The following is a 12225-nucleotide window of genomic DNA, read 5'->3' on the forward strand; positions in this document are numbered from 1 at the left end:
TCGATTACTCCTTCTCGAGCTGCGCCGTCGGCGCGGCGGACAGGGTGGCGGTGCGCAGCAGCCGCAAAGTGGCGTCGAGCCGATCGACGGAATCGGTGCCGAGCACGGCGCCGATCCGTTCGGCCAGTTCGGCCTCGACCGTCTCCGTGGCGGCACGCAGCGCGCGTTCTCCGCTGGGCGTCAACGTGATTCGCGACGAGCGCCCATCGACGGGATCACGCTGTCGTTCCGCGTAGCCCGCGGCCTGCACCCGATCGGCGAGCTTGCTGGCACCGCCCTCGGTGATGGTGATGGCCTCGGCGATATCCCGGACCCGTGCCCCACCTCGCCGGTCGGCGACGCGCATCATCTCGAACCAGGGCAGCGGCATCGCATGGTCGTCACGTAGACGGCGTTCGACCGCGTTCCACAGCAGGATCTCCACCCGTACGAGCTGGTCGAACAGCTCTACCAGGCGCGCTTCGGCCACGAGATACTCCATTCTATGTCATGTTTTCAGGACAGCACGGACGATCAGTTTGCGCTGACCAACAGAACTTTCTCGTCAAGAACATCGATACATTCCATTCCACAGAATGGAACACACTAAGAGTGGCCGGTATTCCGGCCCGCGTGGCACCGGCCGGTCCCGGGATTTCGGTATCGTCGGGCTGGTGACCGGGCTGCGACGAGCTGGAATCTTCTTCGGAGCGCTGCTCGGCCTGGTCCTGCTGATCGGGCTCGCGGGTCTGCCGGTGTACGTCTATCCGCAAACCGATCCGCTGCGCAAAGCGGACGCCATCGTCGTGCTCGGCGGCACCGCCTACGAGCGCTTCGACGTCGGGCTCGATCTCGCGCAACGCGGATACGCTCCCACCCTGCTGATTTCACGGTCCACCGGCCTCGACGATCACGAGATGGACAAGTACTGCGCGGGCCGATTCGACTTCACCGTCAGCTGTTTCGTGCCCGACCCGTGGACCACCGAGGGCGAGGCGCACGAAATCAGGCGGCGCGCACAGCAATACGGCTGGCATCACATCATCGTGGTGACCTACACCCCGCACGTGTCGCGGGCGCGCTACATCGTGTCGAAATGCTTCGACGGCGAGTTGACCATGGTGGCGAGCCCGAGCGACTCGGGGCTGCGCTTCTGGGCGTGGATGTACATCAGGCAGTCGGCGGGATATCTGCGGGCGTTCCTGTCTCCGGGCTGTTGAACGGGCGCACCGGCGAGCTTCGTTTAGTCTTCGCAGCATGGACGAAACGACGAGCGCGTCCGCAGGCGCGCACCCGCACGAGCCGCACGGTGATGGGCTGGCGTCCAAGCTGAACTGGTTGCGTGCGGGCGTGCTCGGCGCGAACGACGGCATCGTGTCGACAGCGGGCCTGGTTGTCGGCGTCGCCGCGGCGACGACCAGCACGAACGCGATCTTCACCGCGGGCATCGCTGGGCTGTCCGCTGGCGCCATCTCGATGGCGGTCGGCGAGTACGTGTCGGTCAGCACCCAGCGCGATTCCGAGCGCGCCCTGCTGGCGAAGGAACAGCGCGAGCTGCGCGAGGAACCGGACTTCGAGCTGGCCGAGCTGGCCGGCATCTACCAGGCCAAGGGCCTGTCCGCGGACACGGCGCGCAAGGTCGCCGAGGAACTCACCGCGCACGACGCGTTCACCGCGCACGCCGAGGCCGAGCTCGGGCTCAACCCCAACGAACTGACCAATCCGTGGCAGGCGGCGATCTCCTCGGCGGTGTCGTTCACCCTCGGCGCGCTGCTGCCGTTGCTGGCGATCCTGCTGCCACCGGTGCCGCTGCGGATTCCGATCACCTTCGCCGCCGTGCTCGTCGCGCTGGCGGTCACCGGTTCGGTCAGTGCCCGCCTCGGCGGCAGCGACCGCGGTCGGGCGGTGCTGCGCGTGGTGATCGGCGGGGCGCTTGCCATGGCGGTCACCTACGGCATCGGGCAACTCGCGGGCGTGGCCGGGCTCTGATGCGCGGCCCTGCTGAGCGGGCGCCCGACTACCTGGACATTCTGACGAACATGCTGGTCGCGGCACGCGGCACCTGAGGCCGCTACGCGCACCAGGATCACCCAGCGAATCTGCCGCTATCATTGGGGTGCGTGCAGGTCCGCGACGGTGGCTCCGTCGGTGGACACGCCTCCGCCTCGGGATATGGGTAAAGGGCGCTGGAGGTGGCCTGGTGCGTCGGCCGAAACCGGGGCCGACGCCGCCGGGTTCGCGATCGATGCCGCGTCGATCGTTCGCCGCCCCGGTCCGGCTAGCAGGACGGAGGTGGGTGCTGCCTATGTTCGGCACCGGAACACCAAGTCGCCGAAGGACTTACGCGGCGAGCGCACTGCTCGCCGCCGTGCTGATGATCGGCACGGGTGCACCGGCGTACGCATCCAAGATCGCGGCGGCGCAGGGCCCCTCGGTCACCGAATCACACCCGGTGAATGACCGGACCGTGCAGTTGCAGGTCTATTCGGCGGCCATGCGGCAGAACATCACCGTGAATGTGCAACGGGCGGCCGATAACTCGGTGCCCCGGCCGACGCTGTATCTGCTCAACGGCGGTGGTGGCGGCGAGGACGAGGCCACCTGGCAGCGCAACACCGACGCATTGACCTTCCTCGGCACGAAGGACGTCAATGTGGTGCAGCCGGTCGGCGGACAGTGGAGCTACTACACGGACTGGCGGGCGCCCGACCCGAGACTCGGCCTGTACAAATGGAAGACCTTCCTCACCGAAGAACTGCCGCCGCTGATCGATAGCGAGTTCGGCACCAATGGCGTCAACGCCATTGCGGGACTGTCGATGTCGGGGACATCGGCGTTGCAGCTGCCGATCGCGAAACCCGGGCTGTATCGCGCGGTTGCGGCATACAGCGGGTGCGCGCAGATCAGCGATCCGGTCGGGCAGAGCTTCGTGAACCTGGCCGTGCAGATGTGGGGCGGCGGCAACACCGTGAATATGTATGGGCCGCCGGATGATCCGATGTGGGCGGCCAATGATCCGTACCTGCACGCGGACAAGTTACGCGGACTGAAGTTGTTCCTGTCCAGCGGAACCGGTGTGCCGGGCATGTACGACGTGCCGGGCGGACAGTACGTGCAGCAGGGCCCGAACGGCTTCGTCGACCAGGTCGCCGGTGGCAGTGTGATCGAGGCGGCGGCCGACTGGTGCACGCGGAACATGCGAAATCGGTTGGACACCTTGGGCATTCCAGCCACCTACGACTTCCAGCCGACCGGTACCCACTCGTGGGGCTACTGGCAGGACGCGTTGAAAGCGTCATGGCCGGTGTTAGCCGAGGGGCTTGATATACCCCTCGGCTGAACACCGGCCATCAGGTCAGCGCTTGAACGCGTCCCGTAGTTTGTCCGCGGCGCGTTTCACGTTGCCGCGAGCCTGTTCTCGACGTCCCTCCGATTCCAGGCGGCGGTTTCCCATCGCCCGGCCGAGGTATTTCTTCGCATTGCCCCTGGCGGCTTGCACCTGGTGCGCGATTCTGTCTTCGAACTTATTCATGGTCGGTCCCTAGTAATACCAGCGCCGACCACCGACCGGGCGGCCGACCGATCCGGCAACCATCAGCACGAGGCCGATGACCAGGATGATGATGCCTGCGGTGGTGAGCAATCCGATTCCGAGCAGCCACCCCGCGATGAGGAGGACAAGTCCGAGAATAATCATGGTCGTATTTCCTTTTCTCGATGATTATTTCGACGCCGACGCCTGCACGCGAGGCGTGCTTTCGACGAGCGGTGTGTCACCGGCGGGAGCCGTGGCCGGACGGCGCACGAATCGACTCCAGACGGGCTCGCGGTGCGGCCGCGGTACGAGCGTCTTACCGGTCGGCGGTGTACCGTCCGATAGGTCGCGCCGGACCGCCGCCATTTCGCGGCGGGATTGTCTGAGCTCGCGACGTGCCACCATGTTTCGGCGGGAGACACGCCAGACACCGGTCAGCAGGAGGGCCAAGCCCAGCATGCCGATCGCGCCGAGGATGATGCCGTAGCCGAACAGCAGACCGCTGGAGCCGTGGAAGTGGTAGTCGAAGACGGCGAAATCACTTGATAGGAAGTTGGTTTCGCCGTTGTTCGCCACCACTGCGGCGACCCCGACGATCACTGCCGCGATCAAGACGACGAGCCCGATGATGATGATCATGACAATCCTGTTGTGTCGAGTTGTATGACATCCCGGCTATTCCCGGGGACACGACGACCAAACGTAGGGAATCGAACTCGACTGTTCGTCGGCGTTTACGCGCGTCGATACGGTCTATCCGGTGTTCATGAGTTCGTACACCTTCTCCTTGCCCAACGTCACCCACGAGTCCGCCTCCGCCATCGAGTCCACGCTGCGCGGCGTCAACGGTGTCGATTACGTCAACATCAATGTGCCTTCAGAGTCGGCCACCGTGAACTCCGACCTCACCTACAACGAGGTGCTAGAGGCGATCCGGAACACCGGCGTCGCGGCCAGCTGATCTTGTTGTCCGCCTGGTGAACTCGATGCCGCCGGGGGTCAGCGCCTGCCGAGGTCGAGGCGCCTTGTCACGCGGTCGACCAGGTCCGGCGGCATGCCGGGTTCGCGGCGGGCGTTGAGGGCTTCGCGACGTCCCGCCTCGATGACGTCCTCACGGATGTCGCGTACCTTCCTGGCCAGCTTGATGTTTCGTGCGGCGTCCGACTTGGCGTCCGCGTCGGCGGCTTGCGGGTCGGCGCGTGCCATCCGCTGCCGGAAGCCGTCGCGGAGGCGTTCGTAGACGTCGTCGGGTAGATCTTGTTCGGCGGCAATCTCTTTCAGGCGGGCCATCTCCGCCTTGATGACGCGTTCCCACAGTTGGCGCTCGAGTTCGCGTTCCTTCTGCGTGTCCGCGTGCACGCCGGTGAGCCGGACGACGAGCGGTAGCGTCGGTCCTTGCAGCAGCAGGGTGAACAGCACGACCACGAAGGCCGTGAACAGGATCTCGGTGCGGCCGGGAAAGTCCTTCCCGTCGTCGGTCACGAACGGAATGGCCAGTGCCAGTGCGACGGTCGCGACCCCGCGCATCCCAGCCCACCAGGTGACGACCGTCTCCCGCCAGGTGTAGGGCTCATCGGCATTGGGCCACCAGGCTCGGCCGATCGCCCAGGTGGTCAACAGCCAGACCAGGCGGAGAGCGACCACGACCGCGACCACCGCGCCCGCGCCACCGAGCAGCTTCGGCCACTCATGGCCGGTCGCGTCGAGTACCGCGCCGAGCTCCAAGCCGATGAGGCCGAAAGCGAAGCCGCTCAACAACATTTCGATGATGTCCCAGAACGAAGCTCCGACCAGCCGGTAGGCCGAGTCACCGAATTCGGTGACGGCATCGGTCAGATACAGCGCGCAGACCAGCACGGCGAGCACGCCCGAGCCGTGCCACGCCTCGGCGAGTCCATAGGCGGCGAACGGCAGCAGCAGGCTCAACGCCACCTGCCAGGTCGCCTCCGCGAGATAGTTGGTCAACCGGCTGCCCGCCCAGCCGAGCACCAACCCGACGGCGATCGCGACCACCGCCGAGAGCACGAACTCCGCGGCGGCCCTCGGCGCGGAGAACCGGCCGGTGACCACCGCCTGAACCGCGACACCGTAGATGACGATCGCGGTGACATCGTTGAACAGCCCCTCACCACCCAGTACCACCACCAGACGACGCGGCAGCCCGAGACTGCCCGCCAACGCGGTGGCCGCCACCGGATCCGGCGGCGCGACCAACGCCCCCAACGCGACGGCGGCGGCGATCGGCAACCCCGGATACCAGGCGTGAAAGACCGCGGCCACCGCGGCGGCCGTCGCCACCACGAGACCGACCGCCCGCAATGCGATCAACCCCCAGTTCTCCGCGAACTGCCGCCACGACGTCCGCCGCGACGCCGCGTACAGCAGCGGCGGCAACACCAGCGGCAAAATCAGATCCGGCGGAATATTGATCCGCGGCGCGAACGGAACCAGCGCGACCACACACCCGAACACCGTCATCAACACCGCCGACGCAACCCCGATCCGCTTACCGAGCGGCTCAGCAAAGATCGCGGCAAACAAGATGACGAACATCAGCACCAACTGGTCCATGACCGTCCAGTCTGCGATGAAACGCGACAGTTCCTCGCCCGCCGCGCCGGACCGACAGCCCGAGATTTGCCGCCCGGTAGCGGTTGTCCCGTCGGCGACGGGTATCGGGCCATCGAGAAGTCTTGGCGCGCAATGCGAGATGATGATCGGGTGACGGACGTATTCGGTGCCGGGTTCGCGGCAGATCCGTGGCCGACGCTCGCGCGGCTGCATGCCGAAGGTGGGGTGCATCGGATTCGGACTCCGGATGGGCCGCCCGCATGGTTGGTGACCAGGTATCGCGATGTGCGCGCCGGGCTGTTGGACGATCGGCTGTCGACCAACGTTCATCGAGCGGGGCCCGAGGACTATCAGGGTTTCGCGGTCCCGCCGTCGCTGCTCGCATTCCTCGTCACCGAGCCCGCCGACCATGCGCGCTTGCGCGGGTTCGTGACGGGCGAGCTGTCGCCGCGGCGGCTCAGCGAATGGGCACGCCGCGCTCCCGAGTTGGTCGATTCCCTGCTGCAAGAGCTGGATTCGGGCACCGAGGTTGATCTCGTCGAACGGCTGGCCGTTCCGCTGCCCGCTGCTGTGCTCGGTGAACTACTAGGGCTCGGTCCGACCGAACGCGAAAGCCTGCTCGGCTGGGCGAATTCGACACTGCTTGCCTCGGCCACTCCCCCGCGTGCCAGGGACACCCTCGCCACTATGCACGCGATCATCACCGCGACAACGGAACAGGGTCGGTCGGCACGCGCCGACACTCTGCTCAGCAGGCTGGTCGCCGCGCACGACGACACCGGCTCGCCGAACGCCGACCAGCTTGCCGGGCTGCTGTTCTATCTACTTTTCGTCTGGTACGAGGTGCTGGTCGACCTGATCGCCGGATCGGTGCTGACCCTGCTCGGCCGCCCTGATCAGGTGGAGATCCTGCGCACCTCCACCGAAAAGCATTCGGCGGTAGACGAATTGCTGCGCTACCTGTCACCGCAGATCCTCGCCGGACCACGCTTCGCGACCACCGATCTGACCATCGGCGACCAGACCATCCGCACCGGCCAGACGGTCTTGCTCTGTCTCGCCGCAGCCAATCGCGACCCCGAAATCTTTGACCGCCCTGACGAATTGGACCTCACCCGCGCACCCCACGCACAACTCGCCCTTGGCTGCGGCCTGCACACCTGCCTCGGTAACGCGCTGGTACGCACGCTGGCCGCAACGGTGCTCGACCACATCTTCACCCGTTGGCCGGGCACCACGCTAACCGTGAACGAGCGAGATATCGTGTGGCGCTCGGGGTTTCGGCATCGTGGGCCGTTTACGTTGCCGGTGAAGTTGGGGTGAGTGCCGCTGGGGGTTACAAGTAGCGGATGGGTTCTGGGGTGCGGCGGGCGGGGACGAGTTCCCACCAGGTCAGGCAGCGCCAGATCCATTCGAGGGGGCCGTAGCGGAAGAGTTTCAGCCAGGTCCGGCTGGCTATCGCCTGGATGGCGATGATGGCGGCGGCCAGGGCTAGGAGCATGCCGTACTTGTCGGAATCCGATAGGCGCAGATGTGGTTCGGCGAGCAGGATCAGGGCTGTCGCGCAGACGTAGTTGGTCAAGGCCATTCGGCCCATGGGCTCGAGCACCTCGGAGAGCACGGCGCCGACCTCGGTGCGCAGGACCAGCAGGAGTCCGGTCAGGTACGCGAGGGCGCCGAGTAGGCCGGCGATGGGTGGCGCGTTGCTGGTCAGTAGGTCGAGGTAGGGGGTGCGGTATTCCCACATCGCGGTCAGGACCGCGGCGGGTAGGGCGAGGGCGAAGAGGGCAGCGATTTGCCAGCCGCGTTCGTCGAGGGTGTCGGCGAGGTCGTAGCGGGCGGCGGCAAGGCCGAGCAGGAACAGTCCTGGCACGAGGCCGAAGCCGCCGCCGAGGGTGACCGCGACGCCGACCGTGCCCGCGAGCCCGAGGACGAGCACTGCCAGGCGCGGCAGGCTGGCGGCGGGCAGCAGGATCACCAATCCGACTAGCGCATAAGGCAATAGCGCTTCACCGGGCTGGAATTGGTGATGGATGAGCCCGAGGACACCGAGCGCGACCAGCCGGCGGACCAGGATCAGTCGCGGGCGATCGCTGCGCTGGGCCGCGCCGTCGAGGAACAACGCGAAGCTCAGCCCGAACAGGAACGAGAAGATCGGGAAGAACCGGCCCTCGAACAGCACCGAGAGCAGGTGCCGCAGCGGAACCATCTCGCCGGGCGCGCGCACCTCGGCCATGTCGGTGAGCTGCCAGATGTTGACCACCAAGATCCCGCACAGGGCGAATCCGCGCACGGCGTCGAGCTCGTGGATGCGACCCGCCTCGTTGTGCATGCGTCTCAAACTAATGATCACTCGCGCCGGAACCACGCTTCTCCGACGTGATGTCGCGCATATAGTTCATGCACTAACTATTTGTGCGTTAACATTGAGGCCGGTTCGACAGGAGGACAGATGGACGATCCGCTGCAGCTCGATCGGCAGGTGTGCTTCGCGTTGGCGGTGGCCAATCGCGCGGTGCTCGGCGTTTATCGCCCGCTGCTGGAACCGCTCGGGCTGACCCACCCGCAGTATCTGGTGATGCTCGCGCTGTGGGGCGAGGCGCCGATGTCGGTGAAGGCGATCGCCGAGGCGATCCAGCTGGACTCACCGACGCTGTCACCGCTGCTCAAGCGGCTGGAAAGCGCCGGGCTGATCACCCGCGAACGGGACAGCCGCGACGAACGGAACCTGGTCGTGAACCTGACGAAGGCCGGTGTCGCCCTGCGCAAGCAGGCCGAACTGATCCCGCCCTCGGTGGTCGAGCGGCTCGGCGTCACCCTCGCCGACCTGGAGGAACTTCGCGACGTGCTCACTCGCGTCAACGCGGCCGCACGTCGATCCGTTGCGGTCTAGCCCTACCCGTTAGGAGATTGCGCATGTCCCGACAATCGCGGCGTCCCAACCCGATTCAGTGGATCGGCTACGCTTTCGGTCGCCGCCTGCCCGATTCGATGATCGACTGGGTGCGCAACGACCTCGCCGGAAAGTACGCGACCAGCCGCCACATCCTGCGCGGCATGATCCCGTTCACCCCGCTGTTCGTCGTCTTCCTGCTCTTCCCCGGTGAGCTGTGGTTACGCGGTTCGATGGTGCTGCTCGCCGTGCTCCTCGCGCTGTTCTACACGGCGGCCTTCATGCCGATGAACCGCGCCCACCGCCTCGCCGAGCACGGCCTGCCCGCCGACCTGGAAAACCCGGAACGCACCCGCCGCCGGGCCATCGAACGCGCGAAATACGCTGCGCAGCACCCACACTGACGCGCCGCGTCCTTTCGTCACACTGCCAGGGCCGCGCGGAGGAACTCGAGGATCTCCGCTCGAGCGATTTCGGCCTGCGGCTCCACACCGGGCAAGGTGAGGAACGCATGCCGCGCTCCTGGGTATTCGGTGAGCCGGACGGTCGTCCCGGCCGCCCGCAGTCGCTCGGCGTAGCGGCGGCCGTGATCGGCGACCGCGTCCAGGGTCGGCACCACGAGCAGTGCGGGGGCGAGCCCGCTCAGGTCGTGCGCGGACAGCGGCGAGGATGCGCGGGCGTCGGTTCCCGGCGCGACGGCGAGCCGCTGGAACAGCTGAAATAGCGGTAGGGCCCGGGTCGGGCGGTACGCGTACTCGGCCATCGAGGGGTAGTCGAACATCGTCTCGGTTACGTCGATTACGGGGTTGACCAGCACTTGAGCCGCGAGCCGCAGGCCAGCCTCCCGGGCGCGGATGGCCGTCAGGGCGCTGATCAGCGCGCCGCAGCTCTCGCCGAAGACGGCCGTGCGCGTCGGGTCGATGCCCCACTGAGCGGCGTGGCGCAGCACGTGGTCGAGCACGTCCCAGCCGTCGTCGGCGGCGTTCGCGAGCGGGCTGTCCGGGGCGAGGAGGCGGTGTTCGACCGAGACGACGAGTGCGGGCAGATTGGCGGCGAGGTGGCTGTTGGTCCAGTCGCATTGCGCCGCAATGCCCACGAAACCGCCGCCGTGCACATGGATCACGAGTGGCAGGTCGGTCCGGGTGGTCGACGTCGGCCGGTACACCCGGACCGGGAGGTCGCGGCCCGGCAGCGCGACGTCGTGCCACTCGATCGCGACCCGTGGGTCCGGCTCCCCGAGGATCGGCAGCGCCGCGCTGGACGCCCGCCAGCGGTTCTCCGCCTCGCGGTAGGCAATGAGTTCCTCGGTCGTGATCGCCGAGAAGTCCGGCTCCGGTGGCCGTGTCACAGCAAGGGTCTCGCTCATGCGCATCAGTGTTGCACGCACCGCGTGCATCATCAAGTGCATAAGTTAGACTGAGCCAGGACGAGAGGGGCGAGATGACTGGCCGACGACGTTGGTCGACCGAGGAAATCCTTGACACGGCGGCGGAGCTGCTGCGCACGAGCGACGCCGAATCGTTCAGCGTGCGCAAGCTCGCCGCGGCGCTGGGAACCGACTCCTCCAGCCTCTACCGGCACTTCCGCAACAAGACCGAATTGCTGCGCGCGGTCGCCGACCGAATCCTGTTGGCCGCCATGGACGACTACCGCCCCGAGGGCGACTGGAAGCAGCGCGTCACCGCCACGGCCCTTCGCCTGCGCGAGGCCTTCGGCCAGCACCCCCAACTCGCGGCGATCTGGGGGCGTTACGCGTCCGGCGGCACCGGTTCCCGGCTGGTCATGGAGGAGATACTCCAAGCCTTACGGGCCGCTGGCCTGCCCGATGCGCAGATTCCGTCCCGCTACCACCGGATCGTCATCCTTCTCGCCGCGCTGATCGCCGCCGACGCTGGCATCGACACCCTCACTCCCGTCGAGTACGAACAGGGCATGGAGCAGTTCCGTGTCGCGGTCCTCGGCGCCGACCCCGACCGCTACCCCGCTCTGGCGCATTTCGCCCGCGAGATCCGCCCCCTCGGGGTCGACCGCCGCGCCGCGTTCGAGGAGATCCTCGCCGCTCACCTCGCCCAGATCGAGGCCGCGATTCCCTGACGCGCCCTCGGGGCAGGTGGCGTCGGACGAAGATGCTCGGAAACCATTGGGCCGCACCGGGAACCAGGCGGAACGGCTCGCCGATGCCGCTCTCGCGCTCAGCGGAATCGCCAGCGGCGACCCCGTCGCTGGGCATTGGATCGTCCGGGTGGTGCTGTCACTGTCGTTTTGGCCCGCAGCCGATCTCGCCACGGAGCGGGTGCTGGTCGAACGGTTCGTCGTACCCAATTTCGGCGCATAGCAGGCAGACTCAGCGCAGCGCCCACGGTGCGATCTCTTGCACCGCGAAGTAGCCGTCGTCATCTAGGTCGTCGTCATCGAGGAAGTCCAGCCAATTCCGCACGGCGCGAACAAGTGTCCACGCTCTGGCACGATCGGCGTCGAGGCTGGCGCCGTCGACGATCGCGGCGAACCGTTTGTCCAGTGCCGATTCCGATCGGCGGTTCCAGATCAGGGACAGGGTGGTGAATTCGGGGTCGCCGATGAGCGGTTTGGGATCGATCACCAGCCATGGCTCGCGTGTCCCGGCCAACACGTTCTCGTAATGCAGGTCTTCGTTGGTCAGCAGCCGAGCTGCGCTGGGGCCCAATTGGTTACACGCATCGACTGCCGCGTCGAGCAGCTTGCGTTGGAACGGCGCACCGAGGCGCTGCCAGTCCCTCGGCAGTTCCGCCGCGTATCGCTCGGCCTCGTGCCGCAGGTCCCGCCCGAGGCCGAGCGGAGCTGGGATCGCGAGGCGGCGTAGTAGACCGGTGGCAATCCGCACTGCTTCGTCGATCGGCTCGGTCACCAGGGATCGTGTCGAATCGAGGCGTTCCAGCAGCAGGACGCCGCGCTCGGGATCGCTGTCGAGCAAGCGCACCGCGCCAGCACCGTCCCAGGTGGCGAGCGCGAGCGGTTCGTCGCGGGTCTCCGGCGTCACGATGCTCAGTTTCAGCACAACCGAACTGCCGTCCGCCCTGGTGGCGGGCAGCACCAACCCGACACAGCCGTGCATCACAGGACCGTCGACGCTCAGGTCCCAGCGTCGCACGTATTCCTCGGCAAGTGCGGGCAGCGCGGCCAGCCATGCCCGCGCCGCCGCCCCCTCGTACATGGCAAGGCGCTCGGCGAAACCCTCGGGAACAATGATCACCTATCGAGCCTCTCAGCT

General features: G+C 66.8%; 17 protein-coding genes. 9 read left to right on the top strand and 8 right to left on the bottom strand.

What is annotated here, in order from left to right:
* Positions 1 to 4: 4 nt before the first annotated feature.
* A complete protein-coding gene (locus OG203_RS18410) occupies positions 5 to 469 on the bottom strand; it encodes a MarR family winged helix-turn-helix transcriptional regulator (protein ID WP_405166887.1) in 465 nt (154 codons plus the stop codon).
* Positions 470 to 653: 184 nt separating this feature from the next.
* Here OG203_RS18410 and OG203_RS18415 point away from each other — a divergent pair, with 184 nt between their 5' ends.
* The 3 genes from OG203_RS18415 to OG203_RS18425 all read left to right on the top strand — a co-directional run bounded on the left by OG203_RS18415 (position 654) and on the right by OG203_RS18425 (position 3319).
* A complete protein-coding gene (locus tag OG203_RS18415; protein ID WP_405167906.1) occupies positions 654 to 1199 on the top strand; it encodes a YdcF family protein in 546 nt (181 codons plus the stop codon).
* 37 nt (positions 1200 to 1236) lie between these two features.
* Positions 1237 to 1968, top strand: a complete 732-nt coding sequence (locus OG203_RS18420) for a VIT family protein (protein WP_405166888.1) — start codon at positions 1237 to 1239, stop codon at positions 1966 to 1968.
* A 316-nt stretch (positions 1969 to 2284) separates the two neighbouring features.
* Entirely contained in the window at positions 2285 to 3319 is a 1035-nt protein-coding gene (locus OG203_RS18425) for an alpha/beta hydrolase (RefSeq protein ID WP_405166889.1), read from the top strand.
* 15 nt (positions 3320 to 3334) lie between these two features.
* On the opposite strand, the gene OG203_RS18430 is transcribed toward OG203_RS18425, so the two are convergent.
* From OG203_RS18430 to OG203_RS18440, 3 genes are read right to left on the bottom strand one after another with little or no spacing between them, the layout of a single operon-like run.
* Positions 3335 to 3511 carry a CsbD family protein gene (locus tag OG203_RS18430; protein WP_405166890.1) on the bottom strand — a complete coding sequence of 59 codons (177 nt, stop codon included), beginning with the start codon at positions 3509 to 3511 and terminating at the stop codon, positions 3335 to 3337.
* A 9-nt stretch (positions 3512 to 3520) separates the two neighbouring features.
* Positions 3521 to 3676: a hypothetical protein gene (locus OG203_RS18435; protein WP_396997687.1), complete on the bottom strand. Its 156-nt coding sequence runs from the start codon at positions 3674 to 3676 to the stop codon at positions 3521 to 3523.
* 24 nt (positions 3677 to 3700) lie between these two features.
* Entirely contained in the window at positions 3701 to 4153 is a 453-nt protein-coding gene (locus tag OG203_RS18440) for a hypothetical protein (RefSeq protein WP_405166891.1), read from the bottom strand.
* 127 nt (positions 4154 to 4280) lie between these two features.
* Here OG203_RS18440 and OG203_RS18445 point away from each other — a divergent pair, with 127 nt between their 5' ends.
* Positions 4281 to 4475 carry a heavy-metal-associated domain-containing protein gene (locus OG203_RS18445; RefSeq protein WP_405167907.1) on the top strand — a complete coding sequence of 65 codons (195 nt, stop codon included), beginning with the start codon at positions 4281 to 4283 and terminating at the stop codon, positions 4473 to 4475.
* Positions 4476 to 4513: 38 nt separating this feature from the next.
* On the opposite strand, the gene OG203_RS18450 is transcribed toward OG203_RS18445, so the two are convergent.
* On the bottom strand, positions 4514 to 6085 hold the full coding sequence (locus OG203_RS18450; protein WP_405166892.1) for a Na+/H+ antiporter: 1572 nt from the start codon (positions 6083 to 6085) through the stop codon (positions 4514 to 4516).
* A 150-nt stretch (positions 6086 to 6235) separates the two neighbouring features.
* Between OG203_RS18450 and OG203_RS18455 the strand changes: the two genes are divergently transcribed.
* Positions 6236 to 7408 (top strand): cytochrome P450, encoded by a 1173-nt coding sequence (locus tag OG203_RS18455; protein ID WP_405166893.1) that lies wholly within the window; start codon positions 6236 to 6238, stop codon positions 7406 to 7408.
* Between the two features lie 13 nt (positions 7409 to 7421).
* Here OG203_RS18455 and OG203_RS18460 read toward each other — a convergent pair whose 3' ends face one another.
* On the bottom strand, positions 7422 to 8417 hold the full coding sequence (locus tag OG203_RS18460; protein WP_405166894.1) for a DUF418 domain-containing protein: 996 nt from the start codon (positions 8415 to 8417) through the stop codon (positions 7422 to 7424).
* A gap of 120 nt (positions 8418 to 8537) precedes the next feature.
* Here OG203_RS18460 and OG203_RS18465 point away from each other — a divergent pair, with 120 nt between their 5' ends.
* Both OG203_RS18465 and OG203_RS18470 read left to right on the top strand, forming a co-directional pair.
* Entirely contained in the window at positions 8538 to 8978 is a 441-nt protein-coding gene (locus OG203_RS18465; RefSeq protein ID WP_405166895.1) for a MarR family winged helix-turn-helix transcriptional regulator, read from the top strand.
* 23 nt (positions 8979 to 9001) lie between these two features.
* Complete coding sequence (locus tag OG203_RS18470) at positions 9002 to 9382, top strand: DUF5313 family protein (protein ID WP_405166896.1); 381 nt, start codon at positions 9002 to 9004, stop codon at positions 9380 to 9382.
* Positions 9383 to 9399: 17 nt separating this feature from the next.
* On the opposite strand, the gene OG203_RS18475 is transcribed toward OG203_RS18470, so the two are convergent.
* Positions 9400 to 10344 (bottom strand): alpha/beta hydrolase, encoded by a 945-nt coding sequence (locus tag OG203_RS18475; RefSeq protein ID WP_405166897.1) that lies wholly within the window; start codon positions 10342 to 10344, stop codon positions 9400 to 9402.
* Positions 10345 to 10418: 74 nt separating this feature from the next.
* Here OG203_RS18475 and OG203_RS18480 point away from each other — a divergent pair, with 74 nt between their 5' ends.
* Positions 10419 to 11072, top strand: a complete 654-nt coding sequence (locus OG203_RS18480) for a TetR/AcrR family transcriptional regulator (RefSeq protein ID WP_405166898.1) — start codon at positions 10419 to 10421, stop codon at positions 11070 to 11072.
* A 46-nt stretch (positions 11073 to 11118) separates the two neighbouring features.
* On the top strand, positions 11119 to 11313 hold the full coding sequence (locus OG203_RS18485) for a hypothetical protein (RefSeq protein WP_405166899.1): 195 nt from the start codon (positions 11119 to 11121) through the stop codon (positions 11311 to 11313).
* 9 nt (positions 11314 to 11322) lie between these two features.
* On the opposite strand, the gene OG203_RS18490 is transcribed toward OG203_RS18485, so the two are convergent.
* Entirely contained in the window at positions 11323 to 12207 is an 885-nt protein-coding gene (locus OG203_RS18490) for an aminoglycoside phosphotransferase family protein (protein WP_405166900.1), read from the bottom strand.
* Positions 12208 to 12225 lie beyond the last annotated feature (18 nt).

This window comes from Nocardia sp. NBC_01499 (assembly GCF_045040275.1).
GTDB lineage: Bacteria > Actinomycetota > Actinomycetes > Mycobacteriales > Mycobacteriaceae > Nocardia.